Raw genomic sequence first — 19,500 nt, 5'->3', positions numbered from 1 at the left:
GCATGCCCAAGAGCCGCAAGGACGCCCCGGCGTGGTGGCGCAGCCTCGACCCGGTCACCCGCTGCATCCTGCTCCAGGAACGGCCTGGACACCGAGCAAGCCCGGGTGTACCTCCACGCTTTCTGGCCGCGACCGGCCGATGGCTCTCCCGGGCTTGTCCGAGAAAGGCCGCCATACCCGGGCGCGAAGGTACGGTTCAGGCATGAGGCTGACGGGTGAATCGCAGCGGCTGGCCAGGTTCGAGTGGAAGGGCGACGTCCTTCACGGGCGCCTCATCGCCGAGGACGGGGACGACGTCCTGGAGGTGCTGAGCACCGATCCGGTGAGGGGAACGGCGAAGCCCACCGGCCGCCGCGTCCCTCTCCACGACGTACGTCTGCTCGCCCCGGTTAACCCCGGGAAGATCGTGGCGGTCGGCCGGAACTACGCCGATCACATCGCTGAGTTGAGCCTGGACACGCCGGCCGCCCCCCGGCTCTTCTTCAAGCCGCCGTCAGCCGTGATCGGTCCTGGGGAGCCGATCCGCTACCCGGCCCAGTCGCACGAGGTGCACTACGAGGCCGAGCTCGCCGTGGTCATCGGCCGTACGGCCCGCGACGTCCCCGCCGAGCAGGCGCTGAAGTATGTCTTCGGCTACACCTGCGCCAACGACGTGACCGCCCGGGACATTCAACGGGAGGACGGGCAGCCGTCCTGGGCGAAGGCGTTCGACACGTTCTGCCCGCTCGGCCCGTGGATCACCACCGACCTCGACCCGACGAAGCTCGTCGTGCGCTGCGAGGTGAACGGCGAGGAGCGGCAGTCGGCCGGTACGGACACCATGCTGTATCCGGTCGCTTCCCTGCTGGCGTACATCACGGCGGCGGTCACGCTGGAACCGGGTGATGTGCTCCTGACCGGCACGCCAGCCGGGGTGGGCCCGGTCGTCCCTGGTGACGAGGTCGCGGTGCATGTCTCCGGGATCGGATCCCTCGTCAATCCTGTCGTCGGCCGGTAGCTCGGCTCAGGCTCGCAGCAGCTCGGCGAACTCTTTGCCGGCGGGGAGCTGGCCATGTCCGGCGGCGCGGCTGAAGTCAGTGGCGTACTTCATGACCATGCCGGTGCGGTGTTCGTCCGGCAGCGCCGTCAGGGCCTGGGTGGCGGTGAGGTATGCCTCCTCCGGCTCGCCGCTCCGGGCCAGGCAGGTGGCACGGTCCAGGCGGATCAGGGTCGGGTCGAGGTACTCGGTGGGCGGGTAGAGGTCGAGGGCGCGGCGCTGGACCTGCCAGGCGTCCTCGTTGCGTCCCAGGTGCGTCCACGCGTTGCCAAGGTGCCAGAGGAACTGCCGCTCGGTGTGGCCGAATGCGGGGTCGTCGCGGTCCTCGGCGGTCAGCCGGCCGAACGCGTCCTCTGCCTGGCGCAGCAGCGGCAGCGCCTCGTCCCCACGTCCCATGCGGGCGAGTGCCCGGGCCTCGACGAGGAGGCCGCGAGTGGTGGCGGGGCCGATGGTGTCGCCCAGGATGTGGCGTGTTCGGGCGGCCTGTTCGTGGGCAGAGGCGGGGGTGCCGTAGTAGAGGGAGACGATGGCCGAGCGTACGGTCAACGCGCCTTCGAGCTGGTTGTCCCCGGCCTCCGAGGCGGCGAGGCGTCCAGTGTGGAACCAGCCTCGGGCCTCGCGGTGGGCCCCGAGGGCGGAGGTGAAGATCCCGGCCAGGGCGGCGAGTTGAGCCGCGACCCGGCAGAGGCGTTGGCGGTAGCGGATGGGCTGCCGCTGTTCCAGCAGTCGCTCCACCTCGGTGAAGTCGGCGAGGACATCGGCGAGAAGACGGTGTGGTGGCACCGTCTGGTAGGCGTGCGCGTACTCGAAGGCCGTGGTCTCCCAGCGTTCCAGAGTCGCCGGCCCGACGGCCGACGATTCGAGCGCGAGGTCCATGCGCTGTCGTGCGGCGGCCATGACCTCCAGGGCCGCCTCGGTGATGCCGAGGGTCGTTCCGACGACAAGCCCGCGGATCAGGGTTCGCCGTTTCATCTCGTCCTCCTCCAGGAGCACGTTCGCCCCTGCCTCGGACGCGTGCTTCGGCTCTTGCTCGGTGCGTGTCGGTGGGGTGTTGGCGGTCGCTACCAGCGGCGAGGGCTCTGCTAAGGCGAGCAGCTTCTCGGCCGTCCAGCCCGGGAACATGCCCTCGAGTGCCTCACACGCCTCGGCGCGCGGCACGCCCTTGATCTGTCCCGTGCGCCACCGGTCGTACTGCTTGCGCTGTGGTGTGACGTCGTCCAGGCGCAGGTCGGCGCAGACCTTGCGGAACTCGCGGCCGAACCGTGCGTATCCCCAGCCGCGTTCCCGTACGAGCCTGCCGAACACCGTCAGCTGTCTGTCGCCCACCGTGCCCCCTTTCGCATGGACGCCGTCAGGCCCTCCGCCTGTACGCGGCGATTGTCGATCACCCACCCGCCCGGCGGCCGGGCAGGACGCACCCGAGTCCCAGAAGACCATGCCAGGACCCGCCGGGGGCCGGAACGACGAGATCGGGGCCGTAGGAAAGACCGTCGGCCCGCCGTCATCGTTCGGTGACCGCGACGGCGCGGCCTCACGGCCACGCCTCGCCACCAGGGTCCGACATGCGGAAAGGCTGGGCAATGGCGTCCTCGGTACCCACCTCGATCATCATCACGAGCCTCATGGGCTGCCGTGGCATCCCCACGGCCGGCGGCGCGCGCATAGCGCCGTCACCCATGGACGTCTCCTTCGTCCGCGACGCCTCGCGGGTCTCTCAGGCGCGGCGGATCGGGACGGCCTGGCTGCGCAACGCGTGCCGGGTGCCCCAGGCGCGAGTCGACTCCGCCGAGGTGGTGATCTCGGAGCTCGTCGGCAACGCGATCGTCCACGGGACGAGCGATTCCGTGGGCCTGCGCATGCGGCGCGTGGGCGACGAGGTCCGCCTGGAGGTCGACGACGGTTCGCCGTCCGAGGTACCGAGACCCAGGCGGGCCGGGGCCGAGGCGGAGCAGGGGCGCGGCCTGTGGCTGGTGGACGCGCTCGTGACGGAGCTCGGCGGCAGCTGGGGGTTCACCGAAGACGGCACGGTCGCGTGGTGCGTCTTCCCGGTCATGCGGGAGCCCTCTCCGACGAACCGGCGCCGGGCGGCATGAGCCAGGCGGTCAAGGCCCCGCCGTGGCGAGTTCCGCCCGGCGCCCGGGTCGTCGTGTACGCGTGCCTTTCTCCCGGAGCCGCCGCCCCGAAGGCACAGCCCCAGCGGGCGCTACGGCACGTGCTCCGGTACGTGAAGACGCGCGGCTGGACCGTGGCGGCGGCCTACGTCGACCGGGCCGCCGTGCTTTCCAGTCGGGTGGACCGCCCCGAGTGGCCGAAGGTACTCACAGTGGTCGAGGAGGGACGGGCCGAGGGGATCGTCGCGCCGTCGATGGTGACGCTCTGGTTCCATCCGGAGGAGCACGACTCGTTCATGGGCTGGCTGGAGAAGACGGGCGCGTTCGCCTCGACGCCCGATTCCCTCGCCGATCTGCGACGGCACCGCCGGGACGGTTCCTCTCCCGAAAACACGGCGGCTCCCAAGGACACGGTGGTCGGCCCTCGGCCGGCGGCGGGATCAAAGCGCAGGCACCGTTGATCTCGGCGCCCAGAGCCACGATCCCCCGGCGGCGGCTCGCCCGATCCCGCTGGGCCTTCCGTCACCCTCTCCGGCTGCTCCGGCGCTACGACTTCGGCTGCTTCCAGTTCGCGGTCCTTGTCGTGCCGATCCTCCTGATCATCTGGGTCGCCGTTGCCCGCACCGACCACCCGTATCCGTATCCCATCCGCTGATTCCCACGAGGGGTGCTTCATGACGTCCCGTTCCGTGTCCGTGCCCGAGTACCGGGTGAGCCTGCCGAAGGAGCTCGTCGCCGACCTCGCCCGGCAGGCCGCCGCCCTTCCCGAGTGGCGGCTCGGTGACGACGGGCTGCTCTCGCCCGAGACCGCCGCGCGGTACCACGGGGTGCTGGCCGGCATGCCCCGCCTCGCCGAGTTCACCACGACCTGCCACCAACTGCTCGGCGCTCCCGAGGGCGAGGGCTTCGCGGTCGTCGAGCTGGCCGAGCTGCTCAACGCGGCCGACTCCGAGGAGGCGGGCCTGCGGGCAGTGACCGCGCTGCTCTCCTTGATCGCGACGCCGCTGCGGGCCTTCGACCGCTGGCCGCTGTGGCAGCCGCTGACCACCAACCTCGCCATCGACCCGATGCATGTCGACGTCGTGAACTCCACGCTCCCGCCGGACTACATCGCCCAGCTGTGCGTCCGCCCCGATCCCAGAGGCCAGGGCCACAGCCTGACCTCGCAGGTCCGCCGCGCCGTGGACCGGCTCGGCTACGCCGACGCCGAGCTCCTGACCCACCCGCGGTACATCGACGGATCGCTCTTCGAGCTCACGGGCGTCGGGGAGGAGTGGCAGCCTTTCCCGATCCTCGACGGCCTGCCGCCGTCGGAGGGCTTCGTCCGGTTCACGACCACGATGCTCGCGGACGCCGATCCCGCCGACCCGTACGTCAAGGCGGCTCGGGCCCTGGAGCGCGAACTGATCGTCGGACAGCGCCGGTTCCCACTCGGGCGAGGCGACCTGCTCATCGCCAACCAGCACCTGTGCTGCCACGGCCGCGAGGCCCTCGGCGGCGGCCAGGAGGACGTACCCGAGGACGAGCGCCGCCTCCTCCTGCAGATCTTCCTCCGCGGTCAGCTGCGGCACGCGGCGACGCCGGAGGTCGTGGCATGACGCCCGTCACTGCGGGTGGGCCCGCAGCACAAGACACCAGACATCAGAGAGGGAAGCCGATGCTCGAATCCGTCAGCCACCTGGAAGAGGTGGCCCGTGAGTGGAAGATCAACCGCGAGGACGTCCTGCTTCTCGCGCTGAACAGCTGCGGGGCGCGCTCGCTGCTGGACAAGCCGCGGATGCGGTTTCGGCTGGAACTGGACTCGAGGCCAGCCGACCCGTCGTACCTGATCCTCTCCCTGGGCCGCGAGGACTCGCCCTTCGAGATCGACGAGCACGAGCTGCGCCTGCACGGCGAGCGGGTCGGCACGGTCGCCGGCATCGAGGACGACGACGCCGTCCTGGGCTACTGGCGCAACGGCACCAAGATGCTCACCCTCAACTCGAACCAGCGCTCCCAGTGCACCGGGTGCACCTTCTGCCCGAACACGCTGGAGGGCGCCTCGGACCCGGCGATCCGCGAACTCGACCTGCCCGGCTACTTCGCCACCCTCGCGGCGAACTCCGGCATGGCGGACCTGTCGGGGGTCGAGACCGTCACGGTGTGCACCGGCTGCTTCCTCTACGAGCACCTGGCCCTGGAGCACTTGGAGGGCGTGCGCGCCGCGATGCGCAGCACCGGCTGCGAGGGGACCCTGCACTTCCTGTCGTCGGTCCTCACCAGTGAGGAGGGCCTGGACCGGGCCGCCAAGCTCGGCCCGTTCCACCTGACACTGACGGTGGAGTGCTTCACCAACCGGGCGAACATCCTCAAGCAGTCCAAGACCGCGCTGACGGTGGACCAGATGGTCGAGACGCTCGGGGCGGCGAAGGAGCGGGGCATCACCACGGACTTCACGTACATCGTTGGCTTGGACCCGATCGAGGAGGCCGTGGAGAACCTGAAGCGGCTGGTGCCGGTGACCACGACGTTCCCGCGGTTCCAGACGTACCAGGCCCATAACCCGTACATGGACGTCTACCGCACACCCGGGTCGGACACGATCGAGTGGAACCTGACGATGCGCCGAGCGGTCGAGGAACTGTTCGCGGAGACGGGGCTGCGCCCACAGTGGTGGCAGAACTACCGCTCGCCGTGGGCGTACACGTTCGCCGCGGAGCGGCTGACCGGGGCGCGAGTCTGATGGCCGGGCAGGATGGCGGCGCCGTGACGGTGGTGCGGGCGGTGCGGGTGTGGCCGGTGGCCGGGCAGCCGGCCGGTCTGCCAGAGGGCCTACCGGATGAGATCGCGGCCGTGGCGGTGGCCCCGGCGGGGCCGTCGTGGCCCGAGCACCGGATGCGGTTCGCGATCGAGGTAGTGGGTGACGGGGTGTCGGGCTGGCACGCGCCCGTGGGAGAGAGCGTGGCGCGGCTCGTCGTGGACACCCTCGCCGACGGGCTGGTCGGGCACGATGCGGCGGCGCCGCGCAAGCTCGTCTACCGGCAGCGGGCGGGGCGGCACCAGCATGGGGCGCACGCCCGGCAGGCGGCCTCAGCGGTTGAGTTGGCGTGCTGGGATCTGGCGTCGCGGGCCTCGGGTCGAACGGTGCCGGAGCTGCTGGGCGGCACGGTGCGGGTCCGGGTGCCGGCGTACGCGTCCGCGCTCGGCCTGGACCCGGCTCACCCGGAGGCGGTGAAGGCGGCGGCGTGGATCGCCGAGCAGGGGTTCTGGGGGCAGAAGTGGCCGCTCACCAAGGAGCTGCTGCGCCAGGGTCCGCGGGTAGTTGGCCGGGTGCTGGGGGTGTTGAGGGAGGCGGCGGGCGAGGGCAGGTTCATGGTCGACGGGCTGCGCCGGTGCCGGCTGGACGAGGCGCTCACCCTGATGCCCGTGCTGGCCGACCTGGAGGTCACCTTCGCCGAGGAGCTGCTGGCGCCGGGCGGCTTCGCCTGGGCCCAGGTGCGTTCGGCGGGGGTTCGGGTGCCGATGGCCGCCGGTGAGCACGCGGTCGACGAGCACGAGCAGACGCGGCTGCTGGCCGGCGGGGTGGTGGACGTGTGGCAGACCGACCCGGGCTGGTCGGGCGGGCTGGCCCGCTCCCTGCACACCATCGAGGTCGCCGCCGATCTGGGGATGGCGACGTTCCCGCACGGCGATCGGCTGTGGGCGGCGCTCGCGCTGGCCAGCGCGTGCTGCCGGGACAAGGTCCCCGCTGTGGAGTGGCATCTGACGCTGGAGCCGCTGCGGCAGCAGGTGTTCACCGAGGCCACGGTCGTGGAGTCGGGGATGCTGCCGTCCGCCCCCGGGGCCGGGCTCACCCCGCCGCCAGTCACCACCTCGCCCCTTCCGGTGTGGGCGGTCGGGTCGTGACCGGCCAGGTGATATGGCCCGAGGTGCGGGCGGTCTGCTTCGACCTGGGCGGCACGCTGGTACAGCCCGATGCGGTGGCCACGACCGGCCAGGTCGCCGAGGTGCTCGGCATCTCCCTGGAGGGGGCCCGTGCGCTGATGGGCAAGGGAGCCAAGCGGCGCCTGGTTACCCCGCACGACCTCGCCCACGAGCTGGCGGACGGCTTTGGGCGGCCCGGTCTCACCGGCCCGCTCACCGAGGTGCTGGAGAGGGCCCGGCGCCGGGCCGAGAACCCGCGGCTGTACCCGGACGTGCCGGACATGCTTGTCGAGCTGCGGGCGAGGGGCTACGCCCTGTACGCCCTGACCAACGCGCTCGGTTCCTCAGTGCCCGAACAGGATCCTCCCGCGTTCCGCGAGGTGCTGGACGGAGTCTTCTACTCGGCGCACACCGGCGCGATCAAGCCCGAGCGGGAGGCGTTCACCGTCGTCGAGCACGCCGGCGGGCTGCGGCCGGGAGAGCTGCTGCACGTCGGCGACTCGATGAACGCCGACGTACGCGGGGCCGCGGCGGCCGGCTGGCACACGGCCTGGGTGGACCGGCACCGCACGAGCGGGCCGCTGATGTCGGCCGCGAGCACGCCGCGCCTGCACTCCCTCAACGCCCTCCCGCTGCTGCTGCCCGCCCGGGCGGCGACCGGCACGATCACATCGGAGGTGGCCGGCTGATGGAGCCGTCCAGTACGTCCCGTACATCCCGCCCGGCAACACCCCCTGTCCCCGACCCGCTGACCTCGTCCGTGCCGCTGTTCGACCCCAGTCAGCTGCCGCTGCGCACCTGGTGCGAGGGCAGCCGGGAGGACGCGGTAACCGGCCTGGTCGCTTTCCCCGACTTCCACAGCCACATTCCGCGCTGCCTGGCCGCCGCCCTGGACGAGGGACGGCTGGTGGCGCTGGCGATCGGGGACGTCGACGGGCTGAAGGACCACGTGGAGCGTACGAACTCCACCAACCCGACCTCCTACGGTCACCTGGCCGGCAACGAGGTCATGGCGACGGTGGGGGCCACGACCCGCGCGTGGTTCCGCGAGCAGCCCTTCGATTCCGGCTGCGCGGCGACCTTCGGCGGCGACGAGGTGATCCTCGCCGCCGTGGTAGACAACGCCGCACAGTTCCACCAGGCCCTCGGGGTCCTGCGGGACCGGCTCAGCGCCGTGCTGCCGGTTACGGTCTCCTTCGCCCTGATGTTCGTCACCGCCGGCGACCTGCCCGCCGAGCGGCAGCGCGGGTGGAAGCACAGGTTCACCGACAGCCTGCTCGCGACGGTCGATCGCACCCTTTTCACGCACAAGGCGGCGCGGCGCGCCGGGGTCGGCCAAGGCGGCATCATCGCCGTCACCCGCCCGCCCCTCCTGTCCGAGCCCCACCAGGCGGGCCCGGATCCGGTGGTCCTGCTCCCGTTGCCGGCCGCGTCCGACGTCGTGCGTGTGGTGGCCCGGCCGGAGCGGATCGGCGGCCGGGACTTCCTGCTGCTGCCCTGCCGCGGACCGGTCGGCCAGCGCGGCGCCCAGCTGCGTGTCACCTTCCCCACCGGCAGCTCCAGGACCGTCGTGGCCTACGCACTGCGCGGGCAGGCCGCGGTGCTGTACGCGGCCGTCGCCGACGGCGTGACCGGCGTGCCACTGACGGTGCGGGGCCTGCGGGACCGCACTCCGCGCAGTGTGCCCGAGGACCTGGCCGCCGCCCTGGAACGGGCCGGGCTGGACTGGGGCGCGGTGCCCGTCCACGAGCAGGCGCAGATCCTCCACCTGATCACCGAGGCCGGCACCGAGGAGATCCGGGCCGGGCGGGTCACCGCCGCCGTGGACGCGGTCGCCGCGCGGAAGGGGGCGGCACGGTGACGGAGACCGCTCTGCTCCCCGGGCCCGCCGCCGTGGCGTGCCCGGGCGACTTCCCCGACTGGAGCCAGGCCGCATCGCACGCGGCGGCCCGCGTGCCGGACGCGGCCGTGGCGGCCGTGTGGCGGGCGCTGAACTACCTGTGCACCGCGCAGCTGTACCTGAACGACAACGTGCTGCCCGCCCGGCCGCTGCGGGTGGAGGACGTGAAGGAGTTGCCGAGCGGACACTGGGGGGTGTGCCCGCCGGTGAACTGGATGCTCGCCCACCTGGGCCCGATCACCGCATGGCGGCCTCCGGGTAGTGAAGTCCTGGTCGTTCACGGCGCCGGCCACGCGGGGCCGTCGGCGCTCGCCCACGCGTACCTGACGAAGACGCTCACCCTGACCGGCAACGGCCCGGGCTGGTCTGCCGCCGACCTACGTGCGCTGGCCGCGGGCTTCCCCCGCACCCGCGCCTACGGAGGGGAGATCACCCCGCTCATCCCCGGCGTGCGCTACACCGGGGGCCAGCTCGGGCCGGCGCTCGCCGTCGCGCAGGGCATGGTCCTGGACGCCCCGCACCGCCTGGTGGTCGCGCTGCTCGGCGACGGGGAGCTGGAGACCGGCGCGGCTGCGGCTGCGTGGACGGCCCGGCGCGCGCTGCTCGGATCCGGGCTGCACGGCGCCGTACTGCCCGTCGTGCTGGCCAACGGCCTGCGGATGGGCGGCCCCTCCATCCTGTCCGGGCTCGACGAGGACGAGCTGCGCGCGTACTTCACCGGCCTGGGGTACGAGCCGTTCCTCCACGACGGCTCCGATGTGGCCGGCTTCCGGGCGGTCCTGGCCGAGGTGTGCGCCAGGCTGCGGCCGCTCGGTGTCGCCCGGCCGCAGCCGGTCATCGTCCTGACCATGCCCAAGGGCTCGACCGGCCCCGAGCAGGTCGCGGGCCGCCAGATCGCCGGGACCCCGGCCGTCCACAAGACCCCGCTGAAGGACCCCGCCCGCGACCGGGAGGAGTTCGATGCCCTCGCCGCCTGGCTGGCCTCGTACGAGCCGGCCGAGCTGTTCACCGATCAGGGGCAGCCGTCCGACCTCGTACGGCAGGCGCTGCCACACCCGGCGCCCCGGCCCCGCCCCGCGCCACCGGTGGAGCCGCTCACCGTCAGCGGAGAAGAGGCGTGGCCGCTGGTCAGCGCCGTGATCCGCGAGCGCGCCGCCGCCGGTGCCTTCCGGCTGTTCAGCCCGGACGAGGCCGCCTCCAACCGACTGCGCCTGAACACCAACGGCGGTGACGGCCGGATGCCGGCGTGGGCGAGCGAGATCCTCAACGAGGAGATCTGCCACGCCTGGCTCCAGGGCTACACCGAGACCGGCCGCGACGCGCTGCTGGCCACGTACGAAGCGTTTGCCGCGGTCAACACCAGCCTGCTCGTCCAGCACCTCAAGCACCGCAGCACGCGGACCGCGACCGGCATCGGCGGCCTGCCGAACATCAACTACCTGATCACCTCGCTGGGTTGGCGCAACACCTACACCCATCAGAACCCCGGGCTCGTCTCCGCGATGCTGGAGACCGAGAACCCCACCGTGCACGTCTACACCCCGGCCGACGCCACCCGCGCGGCCGCGACCCTCACGGTCATGCTCACCGGGCGCGACCGGGCGAACTTCCTTATCGCCGACAAGCACCACACGCTCACGTTCCCGCCGGACACCTTCCGCGAGGAGCTGACGAACGGCGCCGCGATCTGGCCCCACCTGAGCACCCCCGGCCCCGGAGGCCCGGATCTAGTCCTCGCCTCCGCCGGGGACGTCGCGGCGCGCGAACTGTCCGCCGCAGCTGGCCAGATCGCCGCCGCCCGGCCTGACGCGCGCATCCAGTACGTGCACATCAACGACCTCACCGTCCTCGGCCAACCGGACACCTGGCCCGCCGCGCTGCCCGACGGCACCTTCGCCTACCTGTTCCCGGCCGGCGTTCCCGTACTGCTGGCCACCGTCACGCAGGCACCAGCCGTACGGGCCCTGCTCGCCGCCCGCGGCGAAGCCGCCCGGGTCTGGGTGGTCGGCTACCGCGATCCTGGGCGCCCCCTTGCGTCCGCCGAGCTGCTGGAGCTCTGCGGCATGTCCGCCTCCGCGCTCACCGCTCAGGCGCTCTCGATGCTGAAGGAGCCATGATGACCACCCCGCTCGCACCCGACCCGCAGCAGCTGGCCGCCTTCGACCGCGACGGCCTCCTCATCCTGCGTGGCGCCCTCGCCCCCGAGGTCCGCGACCGCGCGGCCGAGGCCGCCGTACGGCTCCTTGCCACCGACCGCACCGTGGGCCGAGACCGCTCGGTCGACGGCAAGGACGGTTTCCGCGGCGTCGTCGCCCTGGACGACGCCTTCCTGCCGCTCGTCGCCAACCCGGCCGTGCTGCCCACGCTCGTCGGCCTGCTCAGCCCGAACATCCACCTGCTGTCGAGCAACCTGATCGCCATGCCGTCCCTGCCCGACGAGCAGCGCACCATCCGCGTGCCGTCCCGGCACGGCTGGCACCGCGACATGTCCTCCACCGTGGCCGACCTCAGCGCCGAGCACACGCCCCGCCTGGCGATCAAGGTGGCGTACTTCCTCACCGCCCCGGGCCCGGACGCGGGATTCACGATGTTCGTGCCCGGCAGCCACACCCGCACCGGACCCGTCACCGTCCCCGAGGGGGACATCGACCCGCCCGGCGCGATCACTCCGGACATCGGCCCGTACGACGTGGTGCTCTTCGAGAACCGCACCTGGCACGCCGGCGGCCTCAACCGCTCCGGACACGACCGGCTGGCCGTCATGATGCAGTACGGCTACCGGTGGCTCAACGCGGTCGATGACCCCGCCCCCGGCCTTCTCGACCGGCCGGACCTCGACGCCGTCGAACGGCAACTCCTCGGCGCCCGTGACCGCCACCCCGACGGTTCCGTCGCCCGCGAGGGCTCCGGCGCCCGCCCCCTCACCAACTGGTGGGAGCACCTGAGCGCCTCTCCGGCTCGTTGACCGAGCACCCGACCCTGACCGCACCCCCGCGAGAGACTGGACCCGTGACCTCCTCCACCCCCTCGTACACGCCCGAAGAGCTGTTCGCGTCCACGGCGCCGTACTACGCCGCCTTCCGGCCCCGCTACGCGCCCGAGTTCTACACCCTGCTCGCCGACCGCTTCGGCCTCGACGGCACGCAGCGCGTCCTCGACCTCGGCGCCGGCCCCGGCATCATCGCCCTCGACCTCGCCCCGCTCGTCGGCGAGGTCATCGCCGTCGACCCCGAGAAGGGCATGCTCGAAGAGGGCCGCCGCCTCGCCGCCGAGCAGGGCGTCACCAATATCGACTGGCGCAAGGGGGACTCCACCACCCTCCCGACGATGGACATCGGGCCCGTCCTCCTCACCGTCATGGGCGCGGCGTACCACTGGATGGACCGCGACCGGGTCGCCCGGGACCTCGATCGGATCATCGAGCCGGGCGGAGCGATCGTCCTTGCCTCCGGCGGCGCTCCCGGCGACCTCGAACCCGCCCCCTGGCGACAGGTCATCGACGAGGTCCGCACCCGCTACCTCGGCCCCGAGCGCCGCGCCGGCTCCGGCACGTACTCTCACCCCAAGGAAGGCCACCAGGACGTCCTCGCCCGCAGCCCGTTCTCCCGTGTCGACACCACGCGCTGGGACCACACCCTGACCCGCACCGTGGACGAGGTCATCGGCTGGGTCTTCAGCCTCTCCTACTCCAGCCCCGCCCAACTCGGCGAGAAGAAGGACGCCTTCGAGCGGGACCTGCGCGAGGCGCTGCTCGCCTTCGCCCCGTCCGGACGGTTCGACGAGGTGATCCGGACCGAGGCGGTCATCGCCACCAGGCCCTGAGCGACGCTGGAGAGCCGCGGAGTCCCGCTCTACTCGTAGCTGGTGGCCGCGTGGAGGGCTCGGGCCATGAAGGTCCAGTCTCCGTCATGGGGGATCTGCTCTCCCCCATGACGGTACGCACCTGGGGAGTCGTTCACCCACGCGGCGAGCGCTTCAAGGAAGTCGTCCAGAGTGTTGTTCTCCCACTCGTGGCCACGGATGCGGAACTCTTTGTGCAGGTCACACAGGAAGGCGACCAGCTCTTCACGGCTGCGCGGTTCGGGGAGCATGGCGACAACGTACCCAGCGTGATCGTGCAGGATCCAGGGGTCATTACAAGATCAACGACAGAGTCGAACCGGCGACCGTCCACGGCGGAGCCGCTACGACACCGCCGTCTCGCATGAGCTGCACCTCTGTACAGCCTGTCGGCCGGTGTTGCCCGCTGTCGCGGTCGCCGGATGGGTGACGTTCAGCCGGTCCCAGAGCCCGGACGGCGGGTCCGGAATCCATCCCCACCGAGGTGCCTTGATGTACTCGTCTTCCAGGTGAGTACAAGCCCCTGGCCGGTGCGCGTATCGCGTGGGCGAGATCAGGATGGTGTCCGCAGGGAAGCCCCGCCATTCCCGCCGAATCGGCGACGCGGGCCGCTCCGCCCTGGGCGCGGCGCCGTTCGCCGGGCAGCAGCAGCCCAATCCCACGATGAGCTCGCATCGTTCGCAGAGTTCTTCCTTCACAGCCCCGCGTCCCCTTACGCCGTGCCGGTCGTCTCGATCCGGTAGACGATCTTCCCATCGAACTCGGCGAAGCCGAGCGACTTGTAGAACGCGCGGGCGACGGGGTTGTCGCGGTCCGTCATCCACTCGACGCGGCCGCACCCCGGGCGCGCGGCGGCCAGAGCCCGGAGTTCGTCCATGAGCCGGGCACCGATGCCCTGGCGGCGCAGGGTGTCGCGGACGTACAGCTCCTTCAGGAACAAGGAGTGTGTGGAGCCCGCGGCCGGCCAGAGGAAGGAGTAGGCGGCGAGCCCCACGATGTCCCCGACCTCGTCCTCGACCAGGAGAGCCGAGGCCAGCGGCGAGGCGCCGAACAGTGCCTCCTCCACCTGCGCGCGCCGCTCCTCGAAGGGCTGGATCTCGGTCGATCCGTAGAACTGCTCGATCTCCTCGATCAGTTCGGCCACCGCGTGGACGTCCCGCTGCTCGGCAGGTCGGATCGTCACCGTCATGTACAACTCCTCGTTCCTCGATCGTCGTTCACTTCGCTCACCTGCTTCAACGCTCTACGCCTCAGCGGCGCTACGGCCGGCCGTCTCATGGAGACTGCGCGGTTGGCGCGTACGCGTCCCACCCGCTCGCGCGCAGCGAGTCCTGGACATGGCGGATCAAGTACTCCAAGTCCGCGCAGTAGACAGAGGGGTTCCGATAGCCGTGGGCAGCGCTGAAGCGGTGCGGGAGGTAGCCGCCTCCGCAGACCTCCACCAGAGGGCAGCTCTGGCACTTCTCGGCGAGCGCAGCTCTGCCGTCTGCCCGGTGCAGGAGCTTCGGGTGACGCGACGCCTCGTCGAAAGAGTGCTGGAAGACGTCGAGCCCGAGCCGGGAGGCGCCCTCTTCGACGGAGCGCAGCGTGTCCACGGCTTCCATCGTCCCGTCGGACTCGATCACGACACTCGTCGGTGGGGCCAGGCCGAGTGTCTCCACCGCACCGCGCACGCCGGAGCTGAGCGCCACGATGTCCTCCAGCATCCGGATGCTGTGCCGGTGCTCGGGCCGGGCGAGCCAGGCGTCGTACACCCGGCTCATCCAGAGCCCGTACTCGGGCACGTCGAGGTTGTCTCGGTGCGGCGGGTCGTCGTGGGTAGCGTGCGGAAGACCGAAGTCGATGACCGGCGGCTCGAAGGACGCCAGGTAGTCGTGGACTTCGACAGGGTCGTTGGCCAGGTCCACGACTGCGAGGAGACCGGCGAAGAGGTGCGGCCGCTCCCGCAGCAGCTCGATGCCGCGCACGGCGGCCGCCGAGCTGGACCGACCGGTGTGGGTCAGCCGGTGCCGGTCATTGGCGGTCGGGGGCCCGTCGAGGCTCACGCCGACGACCACCCCGTACTTCTCGAACAGGTCGAGCCACGCCTTCGTGAGGAGAGTTCCATTGGTCTGAAGCTCGAAGCGGACCTTCACTTCCGCCGGGACGCCTTCGCGTACGGCGTTGATGAGCTCGGTCACGTGGCGGCGACCGGCCAGCATCGGCTCCCCACCGTGCAGGACGACATGGACGGTCGGCAGGCCGTGCGCCGTGGCGTGCTCGCCGATGCGCCGGCCTGCCTTCCTCGCCACGTCCACGCCAAGCCGGACGGGCAGGTGCCGCCACGACTGGTCGTTGGAGTTGAAGACGTAGCAGTAGTCGCAATCGATGTTGCAGCGGTTCGCGACCTTGAGGATGAAGGTCCGAAAAGGTGCGGTCTCTTCGAGCGAGTTCATCAAACGCCGACGCTCAGAACCACCAGGGCCAGATGAGAGACGCCGCGTGAGGCCCCGCGGCGAAGCCGTCCGCCTCGGACTTCTCCTCGTCGAGTCGCTGCTGTACACGGGTGGCGATCCGTTCCAGGACTGCATTGCCCTCGATGGATTCTGGGCAGACGGGCGGCGCGAGCATGGGCGTACGTGGCGACATTCAACGCTCCTCGTGGTGTGCGATGGCGGTTGAAGCGACAGACCGACTCGGCACCGTAGCAGTGCTGTTGTCGTCGGCGGCATACGGATTCCGGCCAGGTAGCGACCGGCCTATCCGGCTCGTGGGGCGAGCAGCTCTTCGAGTTCCTGGGCCGCCGCATCGACTCCGAGCCGCCGATAGAGGGCGGCGGCGTTCCGCAGATGGCCTTCGGCCCGCGTCACCCCGGCCGTGATCAAGTCGCAGCGGCCGATCCCTTCCAGAGCCCGCGCCTCCTCCAGCGGAGAACGGATGTCTCGAGCCAAGGCGAGGGCCTCCTCGAAGTACTCCCGCGCGATTTCCGCCTCCCCGGAGGCGCGTACCAAGGGCCCCCAGTGGTTCAGTACCTCGGCCTCGCCGCACCGGTCTCCCAGCTCCCGGTGGAGGTCCAGACTGCGCCGGAACGCCTCGATGGCTTCATCCCACTCGCCGAGCATCCATCGGGCGGCGCCCAGTTCGCTCAGCGAAGCGGCCTCTCCACCGCGGCTGCCGAGATCGCGGAACGCGCTCAGAGCCTCCTCCAGTATCCGGACCGCCTCCGTGGCACTGCCTGCCACGCGCTCCAGCGCCCCCAGGTTTCGGATGCTGTTCGCGCGTCCGAACCGCTCCCCGAGTTCGGTGAAGCGTTCCAGCGCCTGGTCGTGCGCCTCCCGGGCACCGACGACGTCGCCCGTCAGCCTCCTCACGACGCCCAGCTCGTTGAGCGCGTACGCCTGGTGGGTTCGGTCGTCGAGCTCTACGTAAATGTCGTACGCCTCTCGGTGTCGGCGCGCCGCCTGCTCGTACTCGCCCGTGAGGCGGTGCACGACGCCAAGATCCCTGAGGGAGTTCGCCTCCCCGTACCGGTCGTGGAGCTCCCGGTAGATCGACAGCGCCTCGCTCTGTGCCTCCACGGCCGCGTCGAACCGGCCGGTCTGCCGACGCACCATGCCGAGGTCCGCGAGCGCGTTGGCCTGCCCGAGCCGGTCGCCCACCTCGCGGTAGAGAGCGAGGGCCTCGGTCTGGGCGCGGGCGGAAGCCTCGTTGTCGGCGGTCATGAGCCAGACGATGCCGGCCTGGTTCAGCGCGTCAGCCTTGCCGCGCGGGTCGCCCGCGGCGTCGTACTCCTCCGCCGCCTCGTTGAGCGCCTCGACCGCCTCGGGGTAGGCGGCCATGAAGCGCCGTACGACTCCGAGCTCGGCGAGCGCGCCGGCGAGGGCCTTGCGGTCGCCGGTGTGCCGGGCGGCGTCGGCGGCTGTCCGATGGAGCCCGACGGCCTGGTCCCAGGGGCCGGCCTGCCGCAGGAACGGGGCCATGGCGGCGGCCATGCGGATGACGAGCTCGTGCAGGGCGAGACCGCTTGCACGCCGAATGCAGGCGAGGACGTTGGCCCGCTCGTTCTCCAGCCAGCCGAGGGCCGCCGCGCGGGACTCGATGCGCGGGGTCTCCACCGAGGCGGCCTCGTCGGGCGGTGGGGTTGCGACCGCGCCTTTTCGGACGAGGTGCCGGTTCGCGGCGGCAAGAGCGGCCAGGTAGTAGAGGCACACACGCTGAACGGCCTCGGTCTGCTCCATACTGCTGCCTCCCTCGTCGGCGAGACCGCGGGCGAAATCACGTAACAGATCATGAAGCCGGTACCGGCTCCCCGGATGTTCGTCGATCATGTGGGCGTCGTACAGCGCGTCGAGTTGGCGCCGCGCCTCCGCCACGGTCACCCCACCGAGCGCGGCACCGACATAGGCGTCGAGATCGGTCCCAGGGTAGAAGCCCAGCCCGCGGAAGAAGCGCCTGTGCTCCTCCTCCATGTCCTGGTACGACAGCTCGAACGTCCCCGCCACCGCCCGCTCCCCGGCCCGCAGCTCCCCCAGCCGATCCCGCGCGGCCACCAGCCGCTCGCGGAGGTCCTCGGCGCCCCAAGACGGGTGGTGCCGCAGCCGCGCGGCGAGCAGGGACACGCCCAGCGGCAGATACCCGCACAGCCCGACGAGCTCCGCGACCACGTCCCGGTCGAGCGACGCCGCCGGCCGCCCACTGAGCCGTACGAACAGATCGACAGCGTGATCCGCCGGCAGCGCCTCCACGGGCAGCACCACTTCCTCCTGCGCCGCCAGCCGCTTCCGGCTGGTCACCAGCACCAGACAGTCGCCCGCCCCAGGAAGCAGCGGCTCCAGCTGTCGGTAGCTGGCCGCGTTGTCGAGGATGAGCAGCGCCTTCTTCCCCGCAAGACCGCTACGCCACATAGCGGCCCTCGCCTCAGTGACCGCCCCCGCATCATCACCGGCCGGGATCCGCCCCGCAGGCACCCCGGTCGCCGCCAGCAACGACGCCAGCGCCTCGCCGGCCTGCACAGGGCTCCGCCCGGTCGTGTGCCCGTTGAGGTTCACGAACAACTGCCCATCCGGGAACCGCTCCGCCAGCACATGCCCGGCGTGCACGGCGAACGCCGTCTTCCCCACCCCCGGCATCCCGTCGATCACATGCACCGGCAGCGCCTCACCACTCTCCTGCGCCGCCCGCACCGACCCCACGAGCGCCGCCAGCTCGGCGCCCCGGTCCGTGAAGGCCGCGGTGTCACGCGGCAGCGCCCGCAACACGAGCGCGGCCCCCGGCGGCTCGGCCTCATTCTGGGGCGCCAACTCGGGCTGCCGCACGGGCGTCCGTGAATCTGACAGGGCGGCCAACACCGTCATCACCACGAGCAGCCCCCCGAGCAGCACGAACGAGAACCAGGCATGCCTCTGCAGCCACCCCAACCACCCCGGCCACTCCGACTCGGACACCGCGTTCGTAACCAGCCCCACGAGCATGGTCGTCACGACTCCGCCGGCGGCCACGACGGCGATCGAGATCCCGCGCCGAAGCCTCATGCGTCAGCCGTCCACCCGCGAAGGGGATGCGTCTCCCCAACTGGCGCTGGCGTGTCACTCATGCGCCCCAGCGTCCCAAGGTCAACCCCCGTCACGAAACCCCCCGAGTTCGTCATCCAACCGCCCAAGGGCATCAGTGGAGACGAACTCGGTCAAGGGCACTGACGCGCCAAGGCCGGTCCGGATCCAGCCTCGTCGAATCACGAGTCAGTCCGCTCAGGAAACTCTGAGAAGCTGTTGTCTTTTCGATCTTGAGTGGTGGCGGTCGAACGCGGTTTCCCGGTCGGGTGATCCTGCCGTGGCCAGAGCATGAAGACGGGGACCTCCTGAACAGCTCGTGGGTGTCGAATCCATAGAGCACCAGGAGGCCCCGGTGCCGCAGTCTTCCGTGTTGGTGGCCGGGCAGTCGAACTCGGCTGCTCCATCGTGTGATTGCCTCGCGCACGTGTACGGCAACGCGGCCGACCGGCCCGAGCGGCAGCGCCGGTACCCGACGGACATGACGGACGCGGAGTGGGCCGAGGCCAGGCCGCTGCTGCCGACGCCGGGCTGGATGCGCGGCCGCGGCGGCCGGCCGGAGGGATACTGCCACCGCGCGCTGCTGGACGCGATCCGCTATCTCGTGGACAACGGGATCAAGTGGCGGGCGATGCCTGCCGACTTCCCGCCGTGGGACCGGGCGTATGCCTTCTTTTGCCGCTGGCGCGAGAACGCCCTGGTCAAGGAGTTCCATGACCGGCTGCGCGGCCGGGTGCGCGAGAAGCTGGGGCGGGATACGGAGCCGACGGCCGGCGTGATCGACTCGCAGTCCATCAAGGCGGACGCCGTCGTCGGCGCGGACAGCCGCGGGTTCGACGGCGGCAAGCTGGTCAACGGGCGCAAGCGGCACGTCGTGGTCGACACCCTCGGCCTGCTGCTGGGCGTCATGGTCACCAGCGCCGATGTCGGCGACCGCACCGCCGCCCACATCCTGCTGCATCAAGTGGCCGACGCCCACCACCGCCTCGCTCTGGTCTGGGCCGACGGCGGCTACACCGGCAGCCTCGTTGAGTACTGCCTGGCCACGTTCGCCCTGGTCCTGGCGATCGTCAAACGCAGCGACGACATGCGCGGCTTCGTGGTGCTGCCCAAGCGGTGGATCGTCGAGCGTCTCTTCGCCCACCTGATGCGCAGTCGCCGCCTAGGACTTGTCCGGCCGAT

Annotated in this window: 18 protein-coding genes; 12 read left to right on the top strand and 6 right to left on the bottom strand. The window is 71.3% G+C overall.

What is annotated here, in order from left to right; all coding sequences use genetic code 11:
• The first annotated feature begins 202 nt into the window (after positions 1–202).
• The gene (locus tag CCN56_RS10065) at positions 203–997 is read left to right on the top strand and encodes a fumarylacetoacetate hydrolase family protein (protein ID WP_086825657.1); all 795 of its coding nucleotides are present in this window, start codon (positions 203–205) and stop codon (positions 995–997) included.
• A 6-nt stretch (positions 998–1,003) separates the two neighbouring features.
• On the opposite strand, the gene CCN56_RS10060 is transcribed toward CCN56_RS10065, so the two are convergent.
• Positions 1,004–2,362, bottom strand: a complete 1,359-nt coding sequence (locus tag CCN56_RS10060; protein ID WP_086825655.1) for a hypothetical protein — start codon at positions 2,360–2,362, stop codon at positions 1,004–1,006.
• Positions 2,363–2,616: 254 nt separating this feature from the next.
• Here CCN56_RS10060 and CCN56_RS10055 point away from each other — a divergent pair, with 254 nt between their 5' ends.
• The 10 genes from CCN56_RS10055 (at position 2,617) to CCN56_RS10005 (ending at position 12,772) form a co-directional block, all read left to right on the top strand.
• Positions 2,617–3,129, top strand: a complete 513-nt coding sequence (locus CCN56_RS10055; protein WP_256961887.1) for an ATP-binding protein — start codon at positions 2,617–2,619, stop codon at positions 3,127–3,129.
• A 131-nt stretch (positions 3,130–3,260) separates the two neighbouring features.
• Positions 3,261–3,608: a hypothetical protein gene (locus CCN56_RS10050; RefSeq protein WP_143664481.1), complete on the top strand. Its 348-nt coding sequence runs from the start codon at positions 3,261–3,263 to the stop codon at positions 3,606–3,608.
• Positions 3,609–3,821: 213 nt separating this feature from the next.
• Positions 3,822–4,745: a hypothetical protein gene (locus CCN56_RS10040; RefSeq protein WP_086825649.1), complete on the top strand. Its 924-nt coding sequence runs from the start codon at positions 3,822–3,824 to the stop codon at positions 4,743–4,745.
• 59 nt (positions 4,746–4,804) lie between these two features.
• Positions 4,805–5,869, top strand: a complete 1,065-nt coding sequence (locus CCN56_RS10035; protein ID WP_086825647.1) for a radical SAM protein — start codon at positions 4,805–4,807, stop codon at positions 5,867–5,869.
• A complete protein-coding gene (locus CCN56_RS10030) occupies positions 5,869–7,032 on the top strand; it encodes an enolase C-terminal domain-like protein (protein ID WP_086825646.1) in 1,164 nt (387 codons plus the stop codon). Before CCN56_RS10035 ends, CCN56_RS10030 begins: the two co-directional genes overlap by 1 nt.
• Complete coding sequence (locus tag CCN56_RS10025; RefSeq protein ID WP_086825644.1) at positions 7,029–7,739, top strand: HAD family hydrolase; 711 nt, start codon at positions 7,029–7,031, stop codon at positions 7,737–7,739. Before CCN56_RS10030 ends, CCN56_RS10025 begins: the two co-directional genes overlap by 4 nt.
• Positions 7,739–8,911 (top strand): hypothetical protein, encoded by a 1,173-nt coding sequence (locus CCN56_RS10020; protein ID WP_086825642.1) that lies wholly within the window; start codon positions 7,739–7,741, stop codon positions 8,909–8,911. Before CCN56_RS10025 ends, CCN56_RS10020 begins: the two co-directional genes overlap by 1 nt.
• Positions 8,908–11,067, top strand: a complete 2,160-nt coding sequence (locus tag CCN56_RS10015) for a phosphoketolase (protein WP_086825640.1) — start codon at positions 8,908–8,910, stop codon at positions 11,065–11,067. Before CCN56_RS10020 ends, CCN56_RS10015 begins: the two co-directional genes overlap by 4 nt.
• The gene (locus CCN56_RS10010; protein WP_256961886.1) at positions 11,064–11,915 is read left to right on the top strand and encodes a phytanoyl-CoA dioxygenase family protein; all 852 of its coding nucleotides are present in this window, start codon (positions 11,064–11,066) and stop codon (positions 11,913–11,915) included. The genes CCN56_RS10015 and CCN56_RS10010 overlap by 4 nt, the downstream gene beginning before the upstream one ends.
• A gap of 44 nt (positions 11,916–11,959) precedes the next feature.
• Positions 11,960–12,772, top strand: a complete 813-nt coding sequence (locus CCN56_RS10005; protein ID WP_086825636.1) for a class I SAM-dependent methyltransferase — start codon at positions 11,960–11,962, stop codon at positions 12,770–12,772.
• A gap of 29 nt (positions 12,773–12,801) precedes the next feature.
• Here CCN56_RS10005 and CCN56_RS10000 read toward each other — a convergent pair whose 3' ends face one another.
• The 5 genes from CCN56_RS10000 to haaT form a co-directional block, all read right to left on the bottom strand.
• Positions 12,802–13,041 (bottom strand): hypothetical protein, encoded by a 240-nt coding sequence (locus CCN56_RS10000; protein WP_086825634.1) that lies wholly within the window; start codon positions 13,039–13,041, stop codon positions 12,802–12,804.
• A 461-nt stretch (positions 13,042–13,502) separates the two neighbouring features.
• Complete coding sequence (gene haaN, locus CCN56_RS09990; RefSeq protein ID WP_086825629.1) at positions 13,503–13,979, bottom strand: cyclophane-containing RiPP N-acetyltransferase HaaN; 477 nt, start codon at positions 13,977–13,979, stop codon at positions 13,503–13,505.
• Between the two features lie 85 nt (positions 13,980–14,064).
• A complete protein-coding gene (locus CCN56_RS09985) occupies positions 14,065–15,225 on the bottom strand; it encodes an FxsB family cyclophane-forming radical SAM/SPASM peptide maturase (protein WP_086825627.1) in 1,161 nt (386 codons plus the stop codon).
• 13 nt (positions 15,226–15,238) lie between these two features.
• A complete protein-coding gene (gene haaA, locus CCN56_RS09980; protein ID WP_086825625.1) occupies positions 15,239–15,418 on the bottom strand; it encodes a HaaA family cyclophane-containing RiPP peptide in 180 nt (59 codons plus the stop codon).
• A gap of 110 nt (positions 15,419–15,528) precedes the next feature.
• Positions 15,529–18,300 carry a cyclophane-containing RiPP biosynthesis TPR protein HaaT gene (gene haaT / locus CCN56_RS09975; RefSeq protein ID WP_179199776.1) on the bottom strand — a complete coding sequence of 924 codons (2,772 nt, stop codon included), beginning with the start codon at positions 18,298–18,300 and terminating at the stop codon, positions 15,529–15,531.
• Between the two features lie 445 nt (positions 18,301–18,745).
• Between haaT and CCN56_RS09970 the strand changes: the two genes are divergently transcribed.
• Positions 18,746–19,500, top strand: a 755-nt coding sequence (locus tag CCN56_RS09970; RefSeq protein ID WP_107484122.1) for an IS5 family transposase, incomplete at its 3' end; no start/stop codon positions are given.

The organism is Streptomyces sp. NRRL B-24572 (assembly GCF_002156145.1).
GTDB lineage: Bacteria > Actinomycetota > Actinomycetes > Streptomycetales > Streptomycetaceae > Streptomyces > Streptomyces vietnamensis.
Note: the sequence above shows the minus strand (reverse complement) of the source record. Positions and strands in the feature narration are given on the sequence as shown.

What these genes read in the sequence shown, in the direction of transcription:
- CCN56_RS10065 (WP_086825657.1), top strand. Translation starts at nt 203, where the DNA reads ATGAGGCTGACGGGTGAATCGCAGCGGCTGGCCAGGTTCGAGTGGAAG.
- CCN56_RS10055 (WP_256961887.1), top strand. Translation starts at nt 2,617, where the DNA reads ATGGCGTCCTCGGTACCCACCTCGATCATCATCACGAGCCTCATGGGC.
- CCN56_RS10040 (WP_086825649.1), top strand. Translation starts at nt 3,822, where the DNA reads ATGACGTCCCGTTCCGTGTCCGTGCCCGAGTACCGGGTGAGCCTGCCG.
- CCN56_RS10035 (WP_086825647.1), top strand. Translation starts at nt 4,805, where the DNA reads ATGCTCGAATCCGTCAGCCACCTGGAAGAGGTGGCCCGTGAGTGGAAG.
- CCN56_RS10030 (WP_086825646.1), top strand. Translation starts at nt 5,869, where the DNA reads ATGGCCGGGCAGGATGGCGGCGCCGTGACGGTGGTGCGGGCGGTGCGG.
- CCN56_RS10020 (WP_086825642.1), top strand. Translation starts at nt 7,739, where the DNA reads ATGGAGCCGTCCAGTACGTCCCGTACATCCCGCCCGGCAACACCCCCT.
- CCN56_RS10010 (WP_256961886.1), top strand. Translation starts at nt 11,064, where the DNA reads ATGATGACCACCCCGCTCGCACCCGACCCGCAGCAGCTGGCCGCCTTC.
- CCN56_RS10000 (WP_086825634.1), bottom strand. Translation starts at nt 13,041, where the DNA reads ATGCTCCCCGAACCGCGCAGCCGTGAAGAGCTGGTCGCCTTCCTGTGT.
- haaN (WP_086825629.1), bottom strand. Translation starts at nt 13,979, where the DNA reads ATGACGGTGACGATCCGACCTGCCGAGCAGCGGGACGTCCACGCGGTG.
- CCN56_RS09985 (WP_086825627.1), bottom strand. Translation starts at nt 15,225, where the DNA reads ATGAACTCGCTCGAAGAGACCGCACCTTTTCGGACCTTCATCCTCAAG.
- haaA (WP_086825625.1), bottom strand. Translation starts at nt 15,418, where the DNA reads ATGTCGCCACGTACGCCCATGCTCGCGCCGCCCGTCTGCCCAGAATCC.
- haaT (WP_179199776.1), bottom strand. Translation starts at nt 18,300, where the DNA reads ATGAGGCTTCGGCGCGGGATCTCGATCGCCGTCGTGGCCGCCGGCGGA.